This window comes from Bowmanella dokdonensis (assembly GCF_017254865.1).
Classification (GTDB): Bacteria; Pseudomonadota; Gammaproteobacteria; order Enterobacterales; family Alteromonadaceae; genus Bowmanella; species Bowmanella dokdonensis.
The window spans coordinates 283638-301432 of sequence record NZ_JAFKCV010000002.1 but is presented as its reverse complement, the minus strand read 5'-3'; the positions used below and the strand labels follow the sequence as shown (position 1 = coordinate 301432).

Here is a 17795-nt window from a genome sequence, read left to right as displayed (position 1 = left end):
GAGCCTGACCTGGCTCCCTGCTATTCACTTACAATTGTACGAACGGGCTTTCATTGCTAAACCAGTGTCAACGCGTATAATTGCGCGCGATTTTAGCCGAGATGAATAATTGGAGACGCGATGCAAACAGCACCTGTCATTACCATCGACGGGCCAAGCGGAGCAGGGAAGGGCACTATCAGTGCCATGCTGGCAGACAGGCTCGGCTGGCACTTTCTGGATAGCGGTGCCATATACAGGGTGCTGGCTGTGGCCTCCCTGCATCATCAGATAGACGCACAGGATGAGCTTGGGTTGGTGCCATTGGCTTCCGGCCTGGACGTGAGCTTTGAAACCCAGTCTGGAAGTTCCCGTATCATTCTGGAAGGTGAAGATGTCACCGATAGCATCCGGACTGAAGAAGTGGGTGCGGTGGCGTCACAGGTGGCGTCTTTACCCAGGGTTCGCGAAGCCCTGCTCAGGCGCCAGCGGGCGTTTCGGGACGATCCGGGGCTGGTGGCCGATGGCCGGGACATGGGAACAGTGGTTTTCCCCTCGGCTGAGGCGAAGATTTTCCTTACGGCCAGTGCGGAGGAGCGTGCCACACGCCGCTATAAGCAGTTGAAAGATAAGGGGCTCGATGTTAGCATTGAGCGCCTTTTAACCGACATACAAGCCCGTGACGAACGCGATATCAATCGCTCTGTTGCCCCTTTGATGCCGGCGGGAGACGCCTTGGTGCTGGACTCAACTCAAATGAGTATCAGCCAGGTGCTTGATACGGTTATGAAATTTGTCGAAGACAGACTACATAACAAATGATGAAACAGCTCGAGGTAAGGATGCTGCGAGCCAACTGGAACAACCCCACATTAGCGGGACTGCTGAGTGGATGTCAATACTGAATTAATCACATTATGACTGAAAATTTTGCTCAACTTTTTGAAGAAAGTTTAAAACAGCTTGAAACCCGTCCCGGTGCCATCGTTAAGGGTACTGTTGTTGCTATCGATAAAGATATCGTATTGGTAGACGCAGGTCTCAAGTCTGAAAGTGCCATTCCTGTCGAACAGTTCAAGAACGCCGAAGGCAACCTGGAAATCGCTGTAGGGGATACAGTGGACGTGGCACTGGACGCTGTGGAAGACGGTTTCGGTGAGACCATTCTGTCTCGCGAAAAAGCCAAGCGTCATGAAGCCTGGGTTGAGCTGGAAAAAGCTTACGACGAGAAAGCCACTATCAAAGGCATTATCAATGGCAAGGTCAAAGGTGGCTTTACTGTTGAAGTGAACAACGTTCGTGCCTTCCTGCCAGGTTCTTTGGTCGATGTTCGCCCGGTGCGTGATACCACTCACCTGGAAGGCAAAGAGCTGGAATTTAAAGTTATCAAGCTGGACGCCAAGCGCAACAACGTGGTGGTTTCACGCCGTGCGGTTATCGAAGCGGAAAACAGTGCTGAACGTGAACAACTGCTGGCTAACCTGGAAGAAGGTCTGGAAGTTAAAGGTATCGTTAAGAACCTGACTGACTACGGTGCCTTCGTTGATCTGGGTGGTGTAGACGGTCTGCTGCACATCACTGACATGGCCTGGAAACGCGTCAAGCATCCAAGTGAAATCGTTAATGTCGGTGATGAAATTCAAGTCAAGGTTCTGAAATTCGATCGCGAGAAGTCCCGTGTGTCTCTGGGCATGAAGCAGATGGGTAGCGATCCCTGGACTGAAATTGCCGAGCGTTACCCTGAAGGCACTAAGCTGTCTGGCCAGGTAACCAACCTGACTGACTACGGTTGCTTCGTGGAAATCGAAGACGGTGTTGAAGGTCTGGTACACGTGTCAGAAATGGATTGGACCAACAAGAATATCCATCCATCCAAGGTGGTTAACCTGGGTGACACGGTAGAAGTCATGGTGCTGGAAATCGACGAAGAGCGTCGCCGTATTTCTCTGGGTCTGAAACAGTGCAAACCTAACCCATGGGAAGAGTTCGCCAAGACTCATGATAAGGGTGACAAGGTCACTGGCAAGATCAAGTCCATCACTGACTTCGGTATCTTTATTGGTCTGGATGGTGGTATCGACGGTCTGGTTCACCTGTCTGACATCTCCTGGAATAAAGCAGGTGAAGAAGCAGTACGTGAATATAAGAAGGGCGATGAAATCTCCGCCATTGTATTGCAGGTCGATCCGGAGCGTGAACGCATCAGTCTGGGCGTTAAGCAAATCGATGAAGATCCTTTCAATAAGTATCTGACAGATAACAAGAAAGGTGCTATCGTTGTCGGTAAGGTTACCGCTGTTGATGCCAAAGGCGTAACAGTCCAACTGGCTGAGGAAGTGGAAGGCTACATCCGTGCCGCCGATCTGATGCGCGATCGCGTTGAAGATGCTTCCGAGGTAGTGAAAGTTGGTGAGGAAATCGAAGCCAAGTATGTTGGTGTAGATCGCAAGAACCGCATTGTTAACTTGTCTGTGAAGGCAAAAGACCAGGCGGAAGAAAAAGAAGCGATCGACAAGGTAAACCAGCAGGATGAATCCGGCTTTGGTAATGCCATGGCAGAGGCCTTCAAGGCAGCGAAAGGCGAAGAGTAATGGGGCGGGAGGCCTCGGCCTCCCTGACATCGGTAACTGTGTGATTCGTCCTTGATCAAGAGGTTTGTATGACCAAATCGGAACTAATCGACAGACTTGCTGATAAAGCCCGGCATATCCCCGCCAAAGAGGTGGAGTCCGCGATAAAGGAGATGCTCGAGCAGATGGCGCAAACCCTTCAAAAAGGCGAGCGTATCGAGATTCGGGGATTTGGCAGTTTTTCACTGCATTATCGTGCCCCTCGCGTTGGTCGTAATCCCAAGACAGGCGAGACTGTGAAGCTGGATGGTAAATACGTCCCACACTTCAAGCCTGGCAAGGAATTGCGTGAACGGGTGAATGATGGGATGACTCATTAAGAATAGAAACGGCATCCCTTTGGGGTGCCTTTTTTATTTGTCCCCGAGTTAAACCCAGCAGGTGGTATCCGGCTCCCAGCCGGTTACAGTTCTTCCAAATTAGTTGTCTACCCATGGATTGGCGGGCAGTTCATGTTATGTTATTCGCTGGTCCGTGATGTTTGCTGGAGAAATCAATCTTGAAACTGGTCCTGAGCCTGTTACTGACCCTGGCGGTATTCCTGCTTGCCCTGACCCTGGGTGCGCAGAATGATCAACTGATACAGGTCAACTATCTGATTGCGCAAACTCAGATGCGGGTTTCCAGCCTCATGGCCATCATGTTTCTCCTCGGGGTGGCAGTGAGCTTATCTGTCAGCCTGCTTTGGTTTATCGGTTTCCGTTGGCGACACCGCCATGGCGTGTCAAAATCAGGCCCGCGACGAGAACCTTAAGTTCCATGCTTGAACTCCTCTTTCTTCTGCTTCCCGTCGCTGCCGGATATGGTTGGGTCATGGGACGAAATAGCGTCAGACAGGCGCAGCGCAAACAATCCAGCATATTGTCCCGCCACTACTATAAAGGTCTTAACTTTCTTCTTTCAGATCAACCAGATAAAGCGGTAGATACCCTGATCAAGATGATCAATGTGGACAGTGACACGGTGGAGACCCATATCGCCATGGGAAACTTCTTCCGGCACCGCGGTGAACTTGACCGGGCTATCCGTATCCACCAGAACCTGGTGGACAAGGAACTGCTGACCGACAGCCAGAAACAACTGGCCCTGAAGGAGCTGGGCCGTGATTATTTGCTGGCTGGATTTCTCGAGCGTGCCGAAGCAGTGTTTCTGCAGTTGCTGGACAGCGACAAGTATTTCCTCGACGCACAGCAGCAATTGTTCAATATCTACCAGACTACCAAGGAATGGGACAGAGCCATTGAGCTGGCCGAACGTATGGTCAGTTGCCATGGGGACAGCCTCGAACTCTGTGAGCGCGTCGCCCATTTTTATTGTGAACAAGCAGCGATACTAATTAAAAAACTGCAATTCGAACAGGCGGAGAAGAGCTTGCAGAAAGCGGTTCTGTCTGACGGCCATGCCGTCAGGCCCTGGTTGATGCTGGGGCAGATGGCTATTGCTCAGCAACAATACAAACAGGCCCAGGAATACCTCAAGGAGGTACCTGTCAGGGATGTGACCTGGCTTAGCGAAGCTGTCCCTTTGCTGGAGGACTGCGCAGAGAAACTGTCGGACACTAAGGAACTGGCAACGCTGCTGGATGAATATCACCAGCAATGTGCGACTGCCTACCTGGCCAGGGTCAGATTGCTGGCTAAGCAAGGCAAAGAAGAGGATGCTTCGACATTCCTGCTTGAACAACTGCGGGCCAAGCCCACTATGAAGGGCTTTGAGACCCTGATGGGTCTGTACCAGCGTCAATCCGGCGCAAAGCAGGTCGGTGACAGCCTGGCTATGCTGCAGGAACTGGTTCATGAACAGATCCAGCAACGTCCGAAGTACCGTTGCGTATCCTGTGGTTTTTCCGGGCGACAATTACATTGGCTATGTCCTTCCTGCAAGAAGTGGGGGGTAGTCAAACCTATTAAAGGTTTGGATGGAGAATAGATGAACGATCCTAAGGTAGTGGTGGCATTGGATTTTGATGATCAGAACAAGGCGCTGAGATTTGTCGATGATCTGGAGCCGGGCAGTTGCCGGTTGAAAGTCGGCAAAGAGATGTTCACCTATTTTGGTCCTGCGTTTGTCAGAGAACTGACCCGTCGCAACTTCGATGTGTTTCTGGATCTTAAATTCCATGATATTCCCAACACCGTCGCCAAAGCCTGCGTGGCGGCTGCCGAGTTGGGTGTCTGGATGGTTAACCTTCATGCCAGTGGGGGCAGCCGTATGATGGAAGCCAGCCGCAAAGCCCTGGAAGCGTACGGTAGTGAACGGCCTCTGCTGATCGCCGTTACCGTGCTGACCAGTATGTCTGCCGAAGAACTGGCGGAAACAGGCGTCCCACGCACTCCAGAGCAGCAAGTGCTGTACCTGGCTGAGCTGACTAAGCGAGCCGGCTTAGATGGGGTGGTGTGTTCTGCCCAGGAAGCGGCTTTACTGAAAAGAACCTTTGGTCAATCATTCAAGCTGATTACGCCGGGTATTCGCCCCGTTGGCTCGGAATTGGGGGATCAACACCGGGTGATGACACCCGAGCAGGCCATAAGTGCCGGAGTTGATTATATGGTAATAGGGCGTCCCATTACGCAATCTTCCGCTCCTCTTGCTGCATTGAATGCCATCAATGATTCAATAATCAAAAGGGTTTAACCTTTTTGTTGCAGGAATAGAAAAGGCCGCGATGAATGCGGCCTTTTTTGTGGTTGGCCGGCAGGATGCTACCTACCGGGTATCGTCTACTGAACCTGATCTTCCGGCTTGGTTGCCGGCGCGACGGCCCGGTTCTTAAAGCTCAACTGCGCTGCCACCCGGCCCGATGTTTTCAACTCCGGCCTGCGTGTCACTTCGATAGCAGAAATACTAATCTCGGTGAAGCCCTCTGGCAAAGATTGTGGCTTGGCCATGGGGGAGGAGACAAATCTCTTACCCTCAGGGTTTATAGCTGGTACTTTTTTCTGTGGTGCTGTGCTTTCGCTGCCAGTCTTCCTCGGCGTGGACTCAGCCTGAGCCTGACTGTCTTTCTCGTCTTTCGTGTCAGGCTTCTCAGTAACAGCTTCAGCCTGCACTTGTGGCTCATCCTCAAGGGCAATTTCCACTTGCTGCGGGGTCTTGCTCCGGCGAGGACGGCGCGCAGTCTTTGGCTTTTCGGCAACTTCCGTCTCTTGCGTCTCCTTCACAGCCTTCTCTGTTTCTGCACTCTTCTGTGCTTCAGCAGAGGTGATTGGCTGCTCGGCCGGCTCGGCCTCGGTCACAGGAACCTCGGTTGTCTCCGCCTTTGGCTGCTGAGCCGTCTCCAGAGGCAACTGGTCCTGTCCGTTGGCCTGCTCCAATTCCTCTGCATCCTGCTCCTTACGCCTTTTCTGACCGGCTGCACGGATATGGCGAGGAGAGCGTCGGCTGCGGTTACGAGGGCTTTCCTGGCTTTCCTCGGTTATCTCTTCTGCCGGTTCTGCTCTTCCCTCAGCAGAGCTCTTAATGGCCTGCTCGCGGATTTCTTCTTCTACCATGACCTTGTCGGCACTGGTTTCGGGTTTATGGGCAGGTTTCGCCAGAGGCTGAGCTTCTGCCTCCGCAACTCCTTTACTCTGCAGATCCTGCTCGGCACTGGCCTCAGAGACGCGCACGCTGCGCTTTCTTTCCCGGCGCTGACGACGTTCTGCCAACTGCTGTTCAGGTTTTTGCTCGGCAGCCGTGCTGCCTTGCTCTTTGCTCTGACGAGCCGGTTCGCTGCCAGCCTGATCCTGCTCATCGCGTCTCGGTCTGCGTGAGGGCCTGCGCTCCTCTTTTTGCCCACGGGCTTCTCGCGTATCGCGGGTGTCACGATTATCCCTTGTTTCACGGGTATCTCGTCCGTCACGGGTATCCCGACTATCGCGACGTTCGTCCTGACGCTTATCCTGATTTCTGCCACGACGCCCATCGGTACGCCGGCCTTCGTCTGAGCGGCCACGTTCCTGACGGGGTTTTCTGCGTTGTGACTGACTGCGTTCCTCAGGCTTGGTTTCGGTCTGCTTACTGGGTGTCTCTTCCTGAAACAGCTTACCAAACCAACCAGCCACGGCGCTTAACAAGGACGGCTTGCTGCTCTGGGTCTTTGTTGCCGGTGCTGCCTGAGGCGCGGCTTTGGGAGGAGTAACCAGGGTTTTGAGCGCGGGTTCTTCCCGGCTGGGCTGTTCAAGCACGGCCTTTGCACCGTCGAGACTCTTGGCCTCATCGAGTTCAACCTGATAACTGACCTGGGAAATCAAGTCATCCGGGCGGTGGCGGGAGACCCGGTAGTGAGGGGTATCCATATTGGGATTGGGAATAATCAGCAACTGGACCTGATGACGTCTTTCCAGGCTGGCTACGGCCTTGCGTTTCTCATTGAGCAAATAGGTGGCCACACTGACCGGTACCTGGGCTTCTATCTGGCCGGTGTTATCCTTGATGGCTTCTTCTTCCATAATACGCAATACGGATAAGGCCAAGGATTCTGTTCCCCTTACTGTACCTACCCCATTGCATCTTGGGCAGACATGATGGGCAGACTCACCCAGGGACGGTCGCAAACGCTGGCGTGACATTTCCAGCAGGCCAAAACGGGAGATTCGGCCCAACTGCACACGGGCTCTGTCATGACGTACTGCGTCGGCCAGGCGCTTTTCTACTTCCCGCTGATGGCGAACCGGCGTCATGTCGATAAAGTCGATAACAAACAACCCACCCAGATCACGCAGACGCAGCTGACGGGCGATTTCATCGGCCGCTTCCAGGTTGGTGTTCAATGCTGTTTCTTCGATATCGCCGCCTTTGGTGGCGCGAGAGGAGTTGATATCTACGGAGGTCAGGGCTTCAGTCTGATCGATGACGATGGAGCCGCCGGAAGGCAAACGGACTTCACGCTGGAAGGCCGACTCGATTTGAGTTTCAATCTGATAGTGGCTGAACAGCGGCACGTCGCCCTGGTAAAACTTTAAACGACTGATGAAATCGGGACGTACCAATTCGATATGTTGTTTGGCCAGTTCGAATATTTCCTGGTCATCGATGAGAATTTCGCCGATATCACGACGCAGATAGTCACGAATGGCTCTGACGATGACATTACTTTCCTGATGGATAAGAAACGGCGCCTTGCGGGATTTTGAGGCCTCTTCGATGGCCTGCCAGTGGGTCAGCAGTACGCTCAAATCCCATTCCAGTTCCTCGTAGGATTTTCCCACACCGGCGGTGCGGACAATCAGGCCCATACCATCGGGCAGATTCAGTTTGTTCAACGCCTGTTTTAGGTCGGTGCGCTCATCCCCTTCGATACGACGGGAGATACCTCCGGCTCTGGGATTGTTGGGCATCAGCACCAGATAACTGCCAGCCAGGCTGATAAAGGTCGTCAGGGCAGCGCCTTTTTGGCCACGCTCTTCCTTGTCAATCTGTACGATGACTTCCTGGCCTTCCCGGATAGCATCTTTGATGTTTGGACGACCTTCGAAGTTGTAACCTTTGGGGAAGTAGGTGCGGGCAATTTCTTTCAGGGGGAGGAAGCCGTGGCGGTCAGCGCCGTAGTCGACAAAGGCGGCTTCAAGGCTGGGTTCAACCCGGGTAATTTTTCCTTTGTAGATATTGGCTTTTTTCTGCTCATGTCCGGGACTTTCTATGTCCAGATCATACAGCTTCTGCCCATCCACCAGGGCAACACGCAACTCTTCATGTTGAGTTGCGTTGATCAACATTCTTTTCATATTGTGACTCGATAGTTAGGTATCGATCACTACCGAAAGACTAGACACCACCAAATTCGGACAGTCTTGCAGTCTCCCGACTGGATGGGTGGAGCCAGATCAAATTGTGCATGGTCTCAATATCTGATTTCGCCTGTCTGACGATCTTTGCAGGTCAGACAGGATTCCAAACTGGTCTAATGCTTTGCTTCGATAGCAATCAAATAATATATAATTTGGTTCGCTTGCTTTGGACCTGTCGTGCCTCTTTTCACGAACTTTTACACTCTTCGTGAACGGTACGTTCGCATTCTCGTTATGAGATTCTGTCGTTTCGCGGTCAGGTTCCGATCTGCATTCTGGCAGAGCCGATTTTATTTTTTCAATCGAAAGCCGGTGGATTATCGCATTAAAACAGCTTGACAGGCAAGGCAATTAAACCGGGCTTCAGGTTAGGGCAGGTAGGGAAAATACAGGGCAAGCCAGCAAGCCGTCCAGGCTATACATGGCATAAAGTGGTACTGGCAGATCAGTTTCTAATCAAGTTAGATTTTTTTATCGAAAAATACCCTCTGAAGATAAAAAAGTAAGATAAAATGCTGTCCCTATGACAGAAATAACTCCACCCAAAGTACAAATAATTCAGGTCGATCCAGAGTTGGCAGGGCAGAGAATTGATAACTTTCTGCGCACTCAGCTAAAAGGTGTGCCCAAAAGCCTTATTTACCGTGTTTTGCGCAAGGGCGAGGTGCGGGTCAACAAGAAACGCGTCAAGCCGGATTATAAGTTACAGGCCAATGATGAAGTGCGTATTCCACCGGTTAAAGTGGCTGAGAAATCCGCCGGGCCGTCGGTCAAGCTGGACAGGGTCGCCAGTCTTGAGCAGCACATCCTGTTTGAGGATGATCTGCTTATTGCCATAAATAAACCATCAGGAATGGCGGTCCATGGTGGTAGCGGCTTGAGTTTTGGCGTGATCGAAGCCCTCAGGGCCCTGCGCCCCGATGCCAGGTTTCTGGAGTTGGTACACAGACTGGACCGTGACACCTCAGGCTGTCTACTGATTGCCAAACGACGTTCCTGCCTGAAGGCACTGCATGAACAACTTCGTGAAAAAACCGTCGATAAGCGCTACCTGGCATTAGTGAAAGGAGCCTGGCCGGCTAACCGCAATAAAGTAAAGGCGCCGTTAAGAAAGAATATTCTCAAATCAGGCGAACGAATGGTTTCCGTGGCGCCAGAGGGTAAGGAGTCAGAAACACGCTATCAGTTGCTGGAAAGTTTTGCCCAGGCGTCCCTGGTGGAAGCTTATCCGGTCACGGGCAGGACCCACCAGATTCGTGTGCACTGCCAACACGCGGGTCATGAGATAGCCGCTGATGATAAGTATGGCCAGGAAGACTTCAACCAGTACTGCGCCGGATTGGGTTTGAAAAGATTATTTTTGCATGCGCGCAGCATTTCTTTTGTGCATCCTAAAAGCGCGACGACAGTCCGTCTGGAAGCTCCGTTAGATGAACAACTGAACGCCGTATTGCAGAAATTGCGACAGCAAGAAACACAAAACAGAAGTTATGATGACTAAAAAATACAGCCTGGTGATATTTGACTGGGATGGCACCCTGATGGACTCCTGCGGGCGCATTGTTTCTTCAATGCAGACGGCCGCCAGACGAGCGGGGCTTGCGGTGCCTTCCAACGAGGCGGTGAAAGACATTATCGGCATCAGTCTCAAGCCCGCCATCAGCAGACTGTTTGGCCAGTTGGAGTCCTATGAGGCCGACACGCTGTTCGAATATTACCGACAGGAGTATGTGGAAAAAGATCTGACACCCACTCCCTTGTTTGCCGGCGCACAGGCGTTACTTGCCGATTTGCGGGGTCGCAATACCCTGATGGCGGTGGCAACCGGCAAGGCCAGGCGTGGGCTAGACAGGGTTTGGCGGGAAACAGGGACGGGACAGTATTTTTCAGCCTCACGCTGTGGCGATGAAACCCAGTCTAAACCTCACCCCGAGATGCTGGTCCAGTTGCTTGATGAGTTTAACCTGTCTGCCAGGGAAGCTGTGATGATTGGTGATACTGTATATGATATGCAGATGGCCGAACAACTGGGTATGGACAGGATTGGCATCAGTCATGGGGTGCATGTGCCCGAACGCCTTAAACAGCATCAGCCGCTGGCTATCGTTGACTCACTGGCCGAGCTCACCGATTGGCTGTAACGATTCCAGCCAGGGCTATACGAATCCCCCGAAGATGCCTTGAACCTAATCGGTTAAGGGATCGATACCGAATTCCCTCAGCAAGTCTGTCAAGGCAATCAGAGGAAGACCGATCAGACTGTTGGGATCACGACCTTCCAGTTTCTCGAACAGACAGATCCCCAAACCTTCGCTCTTGAAGCTTCCTGCGCACTGATAGGGCTGTTCTTTTATCAGATAACTATCTATCTGTTGGCGGGACAGGGGACGGAACAGCACTTCAAATACCTCCACATGGCTGTGGGTCTTGCCCGTGGTGACCTCATGCAGGCAGAGGCCGGTATAAAAACGGACCGCCTTGCCGCTGCAACTTTCAAGCTGCTGGACCGCTTTTTCGTGAGTGTGGGGTTTCCCGATAATTAGTCCGTCCAGGCAGGCCACCTGATCGGAGCCGATGATCAGACCCCGGGTGCGAGTAGCCGCCACACTTGTGGCCTTGGACTCGGCAAGCCGTCGAACCAGGTCCCGGGCGCTTTCACCTGGCAGTGGTGTTTCATTTGTGTCGGGGGAGGCCGTTTCAAAGACCAGACCGAGCTTTTCCAACAGACTTTTCCTGAAAGGTGAAGTGGAAGCCAGTATCAGGGACATGATGAATTCCTGCGTACAAAACGGGCAGTATAAATTCAAACCAGGCAGACAGGAAACAGCTCGGTATTTCCAGTTCAGGCCAATTGGCTCAGTCTTCTATTCCCAATGTCGGCAGCCGGCATCGCAAAGGTTGCCCGGGTGCCCGTCTCAAAGACCCGGTGAGGGGGGTTACCTGAGGGAAGGGGATTAATCCGGGAAAAGATAATCTGGAGGGCGGCATCAGGTTTTCACCTGGATGGCGGCAGGCCCTGAATTTTTTGTTATTGCCTGTCGTAACAGGCTGCGGGCCCTAATATGAAAGAGAATTTCTTTGACTCCTCCTGCCTCTGGCTATATCATGCGCGCCCTATGCAGAAAGTGAAACTGCCCAAGCAGCTCGATCCTGTCAAAAATGCCGTCAAACGCTCCGAGTATATCGGGGTGATGATGGCCAATGACATGAACAGGTTGCAGCAGGCAGTAGCTGCAGTGGATCAGGATATAGAAGTAGAAGTTAAGTTCGAGAAAGACGCGCAGGAACTGACCTTCTTCTCCGGTAGACTGAATACTGAGGTCTCACTTATCTGTCAGAGGTGTAATGAATCCTTCGCTCATCACTTGGAGGTGTCATTCTGTTTCAGTCCGGTCAGGGCAGAACAGGACATCGATGAGCTTCCGGAGGCTTACGATCCGGTCGAGGTCGATGACCATGGAGAAATCAATTTACTCCAACTCTTTGAGGATGAACTGATTTTAGCTTTGCCTATTGTGCCCTTCCACGCAGAGGAAGATTGCAGGGTAAGTGAAGAGGAAATGAGTTTTGGAAAAATTGAACCGGTCGCTGAGCGTCCAAACCCCTTTGCGGTGTTGAAAGAACTTAAGCGAGATCAGGAGTAGGTAATGGCGGTACAGCAGAATCGTAAAACCCGTTCTAAGCGTGGCATGCGTCGTTCGCATGATGCTTTGACAGCGGAAACCTTGTCTGTAGATTCCACGTCAGGTGAGACGCATCGTCGTCATCACGTTACAGCTGACGGTTACTACAAAGGCAAAAAAGTCATCGCTAACTAAGCGAGCTGACTTTGACTCATCTAACCATTGCGTTAGATATGATGGGGGGCGATCATGGCCCCCCTGTTACTATTGAAGCTGCCGTTCTGGCAGTGAAAGAATTCCCTCATCTACATTTGTTTCTTTGCGGCGATCTGGTGCAGCTGCAGGACGGCCTGTCCGGTTATGCGGATTTGCCCCTGGAGCGACTGCAACTGGTCTCCACCGAGCAGGTGGTGAGCATGGATGAAAGACCCAGTGCCGCCTTGCGCAGTAAAACCCGGTCTTCCATGCGTAAAGCCTTGGAGCTGGTTGAGGCGGGCGAAGCCGATGCCTGTGTCAGTGCCGGTAACACCGGGGCCCTGTTGGCCATGGCTTACTATGTCCTCAAAACCCTGCCAGGTATCGACAGACCGGCTTTGATCTCTTCCTTGCCAACCACCAGCCATAAGAAAGTCTATCTGCTGGATTTAGGCGCCAACGTCAATTGCGATTCGGAAATTCTCTTTCAGTATGCGGTGATGGGCTCAGTGATGGCCGAAGAAGTAGAAGGTCTGACCCGGCCCAGGGTTGCGTTACTGAACGTAGGAGAAGAGCAGATAAAGGGTAATGATCAGGTCAAGCACACCGCCCAAATCCTCTCTTCCGTCCCGGGTATCAATTATATAGGCTATATAGAAGGTAACGATATCTTCACAGACAAGGCCGATGTGGTGGTCACCGACGGTTTTGTCGGTAATATCGCACTGAAAGCCTGTGAGGGATTGGGCAAGCTGATTATTACCGAAGTCAAACGGGTATCGGGTAAGAACCTCATGACCCGCGTAATGGCCAGAATGGCCTTACCCATCCTCAAGAAAATCTACGCCAGGGTGAACCCCGACCAGTACAATGGGGCGAGTCTGATAGGATTGCGCGGAATTGTTGTTAAGAGCCACGGCAATGCCTCCAGTGATGCTTTTTTGTATGCCATCAGGGAGGCGATGCAGGAAGTCGCCCGTCAGGTTCCAAACAAGATAAAACATAAAATAGAAACTCTTCTAATGGAAAGGCCTTAAGCATGTATTCAAGAATCATTGGCACAGGTAGTTACTATCCCAGCCAAGTTCGCACCAATGCCGATCTGGAACAGATGGTTGAAACCAATGACGAATGGATTACCGACAGGACGGGAATAAAGGAGAGGCGCATCATCGGGGCCGATGAGACTGCCGCCACCATGGGGGCAGAAGCGTCAAAAAAGGCTATTGAAGCTGCAGATATCGATCCGCGCAGCATCGACATGATCGTCTGCGCGACCACCAGCCATGACAAAGCCCTGCCCAGCGCAGCCTGTGATATTCAAAAGATTCTCGGTCTGGATGGTATTCCGGCCTTTGATGTGGCAGCGGCCTGTGCCGGCTATTGTTATGCCCTGAGTGTGGCCGACCAGTACATCAAGTCCGGCATGTGCAAACGTATTCTGGTGGTGGGAACCGATTGTCTGAGCCGGCTGGTGGCACCGTTTGACCGCACCATGGTGATCCTGTTTGGCGATGCAGCGGGAGCCACCCTCATAGAGGCCAGCGAGGAACCGGGTATTCTGTCCACTCATATCCATGCGGCGGGTTCATACAACGACTTATTGTATGTGGGCAACCCCACCCGCGGCCAGGAACACTCAGTGCATGAAAACTGGGGTGTGATGAAAGGTAACGAAGTCTTCAAGGTGGCTGTGACCAAGCTTAGCGAAGTGGTTGAACAGACCCTTGCAGCCAATGATATGCAAAAGTCCGATCTGGACTGGCTGGTGCCACATCAGGCTAACTTCAGGATCATCAAGGCCACGGCCAAAAAGCTTGAAATGCCTATGGAACGCGTGGTGCTGACACTGCAGGACTTCGGCAATACCTCGGCGGCTACTGTACCGACTGCCCTGGATACTGCCATTCGTGATGGACGTATTCAGCGTGGTCACAACCTGCTGCTGGAAGCCTTCGGCGGTGGTTTTGCCTGGGCGTCAGCTCTGGTACGTTATTAAACATTTCCTGTTCTGGACAGGACGCCACTGATGACGTCCTTTCTGTCCAAATCACGACTAGAATTCGCTGTTAAGAATCAAAACCAGGAGAAGACTATGGCGAAATTGGCGTTTGTGTTTCCCGGTCAGGGATCACAGGCTGTGGGTATGTTGGCCGATCTGGCCGCGACCTATCCACAAGTGGAGCAAACCTTTGCCGAGGCGGGTGATGCTCTGGGCTATGATTTGTGGAAACTGACCCAGACGGGCCCCGAGGCTGATCTTAATGCCACCCACCGTACCCAACCGGCGCTGCTGGCAGCCAGTGTTGCCATCTGGCGAGTATGGGAGGCGCAGGGTGGTGATAAGCCGGATATACTGGCCGGTCACAGCCTGGGTGAGTATTCGGCGCTGGTCTGTGCCGGGGTATTGAATTTTGCTGACGCCGTCAAGTTGGTACAACTGCGCGGTGAGTTGATGCAAGAGGCTGTCCCAGCCGGTACCGGCGCCATGGCGGCCATCATAGGTCTGGACGATGATAAGGTCATTACCGCTTGTGAGCAGGCGGCCCACGGTCAGGTCGTTTCGGCGGTCAATTTCAACAGCCCGGGGCAGGTGGTGATCGCTGGACATGCGGATGCCGTTGCCAGGGCCTCAGAGGCCTGTAAAGAAGCTGGCGCCAAACGGGCGCTGCCGCTGCCGGTTAGCGTTCCGTCCCATTGTGCCCTGATGAGACCCGCTGCAGACAAGCTCGCTTTGGAGCTGCAGAAACTCACCTTTCATCAGCCTGTCATACCCGTAGTGAACAATGTGGATGTGGCCATGCCTGAACAACCCGAGCAGATCAAGCAGGCTCTGGTTCGCCAGCTATACAGCCCGGTGCGCTGGACGGAGTCGGTAATGAAGCTCACAGAACTGGGCATTGAACAGGTTCTGGAGGCCGGTCCGGGTAAAGTATTGACTGGTCTGATCAAGCGTATTGATAAGAATCTGGCGGTTGATGCCATTAATACGCCCGATTCTCTGCAAGCATTGACACAAAAAGGATAACAAGATGTCTGAACTACAAGGCAAAATCGTACTGATCACCGGCGCCAGCCGGGGGATTGGTAAAGCAGTTGCACAGAAACTGGCGTCCCAGGGGGCTACAGTGATAGGTACGGCCACTTCTGAGGGCGGTGCTCAGGCCATCTCGGACTACCTGGGGAGCCAAGGCAAAGGCATGGCGCTCAATGTGACAGATACTGAACAGCTGAATGCCTGCCTGGAGGCCATCCGCAACGAATTCGGTGAAATTGACATCCTTGTAAACAATGCCGGTATCACCCGCGACAATCTGCTGATGCGCATGAAAGATGAGGAATGGCAGGATATTATCGATACCAACCTGACCTCTATTTTCCGATTGTCTAAGGCTGTATTACGGGGCATGATGAAAAAGCGTGCCGGACGTATAGTGAATATTGGTTCCGTGGTGGGCAGTTCAGGGAATCCGGGGCAGGCCAACTACGCCGCAGCCAAGGCTGGAGTGATAGGTTTTTCCAAATCACTGGCCCGGGAGGTAGCTTCCCGCGGCATTACCGTGAATACCGTTTCACCGGGCTTTATCGATACCGATATGACCAAGGCCTTGACCGATGAGCAGCGGGAAGCCATCTTCAAGGATATTCCGGCCAACCGTCTGGGTAATCCGGAAGAAATTGCCGCCACCGTTGCCTTTTTGGTTTCTGACGGCGCAGCCTATATTACCGGGGAAACCATTCATGTGAATGGCGGTATGTTAATGGTTTGATTATGCAGGCATCTGCATTAATCTGGTGAATCTCTGCAGGTAAAAAGCGGTTACCTGTCATATACTATTTTTTGTGCTAAATTGTGGTTTGACCAGCAAAAAACTTCATACTCTTGCTTGCAAGGCCTGGGGTTGCTGAATACACTACTCGCAAATTTACATCTAGCGTCACTTTTAAGGGAAATCTAGAATTATGAGTAATATCGAAGAACGCGTAATTAAAATCATCGTTGAACAATTAGGCGTCAAAGAAGAAGAAGTGAAGCCTGAAGCGTCCTTCGTTGATGACTTGGGTGCAGACTCTCTGGATACTGTTGAGCTGGTGATGGCTCTGGAAGAAGAGTTTGATACTGAAATCCCAGATGAAGAAGCAGAGAAGATCACTACTGTTCAGTCTGCTATCGATTACATCAACGCCCATAAAGACGCGTAACAGCAAACAAGATTAGAAACTAACGGCTCTTTAGGAGCCGTTTCTTTTCCTACCCAATACCATCCACACTGATAATGGCCGTGTCAGTGGAGCAGTGTGCGATGGCCTTTATTCCCTTGCGGAGGCCAAAGTGTCAAAACGTCGTGTTGTAGTAACAGGTCTTGGCATGCTTTCACCTTTGGGACTCGATGTCACCTCCACCTGGAGCGCATTGCTCAAGGGACAGAGTGGCATTGGCAATATCGATACTTTTGATAGCAGCCTGTTTTCCACCCGTTTCGCCGGGCTGGTTAAAGGCTTCGATGTTGAGCAATACATGCCCAGAAAGGAAAGCAAAAAAATGGATCTGTTTATCCAGTATGGAGTGGCTGCCGGTATGCAGGCGCTCAGGGATTCAGGTTTGCAAATCAGCGACGCCAACGCCGGACGGGTGGGGGTTGCAGTAGGGTCGGGTATCGGTGGGCTGGGTCTGATTGAAGAGAACCACAGCAAACTGATTGCTTCGGGCCCGAGGAAGATTTCACCGTTTTTTGTACCTTCTACCATCACTAATATGATTTCCGGCTTCCTGTCCATTATGGAAGGCCTCAAAGGCCCCAACCTGAATATTGTCACTGCTTGTACCACAGGCGTGCATAACATCGGAGTGGCAGCCCGGACTATAGTCTATGGGGACGCCGACGCCATGTTGGCTGGTGGTGCAGAAGCGGCTACTACGCCATTGGGCCTTGGCGGTTTTGCGGCTGCCCGGGCGTTGTCATCCAGGAATGAGGATCCACAGGCGGCCAGTCGCCCCTGGGACAAAGACCGGGATGGTTTTGTGATGGGTGACGGTGCTGGCGTGGTAATGCTTGAAGAATATGAACATGCCAAGGCCCGGGGGGCCAGGATTTATGCCGAACTTATCGGTTTTGGCATGAGTGGCGATGCCTACCACATGACCTCACCGCCGGAAGAAGGACAAGGCGCTGCCGCGGCCATGGACCATGCTCTCAAAGATGCAGGAGTTAATACGGATCAGGTGGGCTACATCAATGCCCATGGCACCTCCACACCTGCTGGGGACATAGCCGAAACCAAAGCGGTCAAATCTGTGTTTGGTAAAGATGCCGGAGGCTTGCTGGTCAGCTCTACCAAGTCAATGACGGGGCATTTGCTGGGTGCAGCGGGTGCAGTTGAGGCGATCTTTACTATCCTGGCCCTGCAGGAACAGAAAGTGCCTCCCACTATCAATCTGGATGACCCGGATGAAGGCTGTGACCTGGACTATGTGCCGCATACGGCTCGTGATGTGAAAATGGACTATGCCCTGTGCAACTCATTCGGCTTTGGCGGCACCAACGGATCATTACTGTTCAAACGGGTTTGATGCCAATCTTAACAAGTCAGACAAAGCC

The 17795-nt window shown here is 52.4% G+C and carries 18 protein-coding genes; 16 read left to right on the top strand and 2 right to left on the bottom strand.

Features of this window, described 5'->3' with window-relative positions; all coding sequences use genetic code 11:
* The first annotated feature begins 120 nt into the window (after positions 1-120).
* The 6 genes from cmk to pyrF all read left to right on the top strand — a co-directional run bounded on the left by cmk (position 121) and on the right by pyrF (position 5243).
* A complete protein-coding gene (cmk, locus tag J0A66_RS04590; RefSeq protein WP_206572605.1) occupies positions 121-801 on the top strand; it encodes a (d)CMP kinase in 681 nt (226 codons plus the stop codon).
* Between the two features lie 95 nt (positions 802-896).
* Positions 897-2570: a 30S ribosomal protein S1 gene (rpsA, locus tag J0A66_RS04585; RefSeq protein ID WP_206572604.1), complete on the top strand. Its 1674-nt coding sequence runs from the start codon at positions 897-899 to the stop codon at positions 2568-2570.
* 68 nt (positions 2571-2638) lie between these two features.
* A complete protein-coding gene (gene ihfB, locus J0A66_RS04580) occupies positions 2639-2929 on the top strand; it encodes an integration host factor subunit beta (RefSeq protein WP_206572603.1) in 291 nt (96 codons plus the stop codon).
* A 179-nt stretch (positions 2930-3108) separates the two neighbouring features.
* Positions 3109-3363, top strand: coding sequence for a lipopolysaccharide assembly protein LapA domain-containing protein (locus tag J0A66_RS04575; protein ID WP_206572602.1), 255 nt, complete (start codon positions 3109-3111; stop codon positions 3361-3363).
* Positions 3364-3368: 5 nt separating this feature from the next.
* A complete protein-coding gene (gene lapB, locus J0A66_RS04570; protein WP_206572601.1) occupies positions 3369-4538 on the top strand; it encodes a lipopolysaccharide assembly protein LapB in 1170 nt (389 codons plus the stop codon).
* Positions 4539-5243, top strand: coding sequence for an orotidine-5'-phosphate decarboxylase (gene pyrF / locus J0A66_RS04565; protein ID WP_206572600.1), 705 nt, complete (start codon positions 4539-4541; stop codon positions 5241-5243). It begins immediately after the preceding gene.
* 86 nt (positions 5244-5329) lie between these two features.
* Here the strand turns inward: pyrF and rne are convergent, their stop codons facing one another.
* Positions 5330-8305, bottom strand: a complete 2976-nt coding sequence (rne, locus tag J0A66_RS04560; RefSeq protein WP_206572599.1) for a ribonuclease E — start codon at positions 8303-8305, stop codon at positions 5330-5332.
* Between the two features lie 595 nt (positions 8306-8900).
* Here rne and rluC point away from each other — a divergent pair.
* A complete protein-coding gene (rluC, locus tag J0A66_RS04555; protein ID WP_206572598.1) occupies positions 8901-9878 on the top strand; it encodes a 23S rRNA pseudouridine(955/2504/2580) synthase RluC in 978 nt (325 codons plus the stop codon).
* Complete coding sequence (locus J0A66_RS04550) at positions 9868-10518, top strand: HAD-IA family hydrolase (RefSeq protein ID WP_241264017.1); 651 nt, start codon at positions 9868-9870, stop codon at positions 10516-10518. The genes rluC and J0A66_RS04550 overlap by 11 nt, the downstream gene beginning before the upstream one ends.
* 45 nt (positions 10519-10563) lie before the next feature.
* Here J0A66_RS04550 and J0A66_RS04545 read toward each other — a convergent pair whose 3' ends face one another.
* Positions 10564-11145, bottom strand: a complete 582-nt coding sequence (locus J0A66_RS04545; RefSeq protein WP_241264016.1) for a Maf family protein — start codon at positions 11143-11145, stop codon at positions 10564-10566.
* Positions 11146-11493: 348 nt separating this feature from the next.
* Between J0A66_RS04545 and yceD the strand changes: the two genes are divergently transcribed.
* The 8 genes from yceD (at position 11494) to fabF (ending at position 17767) form a co-directional block, all read left to right on the top strand.
* Positions 11494-12021, top strand: a complete 528-nt coding sequence (yceD, locus tag J0A66_RS04540) for a 23S rRNA accumulation protein YceD (protein WP_206572839.1) — start codon at positions 11494-11496, stop codon at positions 12019-12021.
* Positions 12022-12024: 3 nt separating this feature from the next.
* Positions 12025-12195, top strand: a complete 171-nt coding sequence (gene rpmF, locus J0A66_RS04535) for a 50S ribosomal protein L32 (RefSeq protein ID WP_088328389.1) — start codon at positions 12025-12027, stop codon at positions 12193-12195.
* An 11-nt stretch (positions 12196-12206) separates the two neighbouring features.
* Complete coding sequence (gene plsX, locus J0A66_RS04530) at positions 12207-13232, top strand: phosphate acyltransferase PlsX (protein WP_206572597.1); 1026 nt, start codon at positions 12207-12209, stop codon at positions 13230-13232.
* A gap of 2 nt (positions 13233-13234) precedes the next feature.
* The gene (locus tag J0A66_RS04525; RefSeq protein ID WP_206572596.1) at positions 13235-14194 is read left to right on the top strand and encodes a beta-ketoacyl-ACP synthase III; all 960 of its coding nucleotides are present in this window, start codon (positions 13235-13237) and stop codon (positions 14192-14194) included.
* 96 nt (positions 14195-14290) lie between these two features.
* Positions 14291-15223, top strand: coding sequence for an ACP S-malonyltransferase (fabD, locus tag J0A66_RS04520; RefSeq protein WP_206572595.1), 933 nt, complete (start codon positions 14291-14293; stop codon positions 15221-15223).
* Positions 15224-15227: 4 nt separating this feature from the next.
* Positions 15228-15965: a 3-oxoacyl-ACP reductase FabG gene (fabG, locus tag J0A66_RS04515; RefSeq protein ID WP_206572594.1), complete on the top strand. Its 738-nt coding sequence runs from the start codon at positions 15228-15230 to the stop codon at positions 15963-15965.
* Positions 15966-16158: 193 nt separating this feature from the next.
* A complete protein-coding gene (gene acpP / locus J0A66_RS04510; RefSeq protein WP_102795318.1) occupies positions 16159-16398 on the top strand; it encodes an acyl carrier protein in 240 nt (79 codons plus the stop codon).
* 130 nt (positions 16399-16528) lie between these two features.
* Positions 16529-17767, top strand: coding sequence for a beta-ketoacyl-ACP synthase II (fabF, locus tag J0A66_RS04505; protein ID WP_206572593.1), 1239 nt, complete (start codon positions 16529-16531; stop codon positions 17765-17767).
* Positions 17768-17795: the final 28 nt, after the last annotated feature.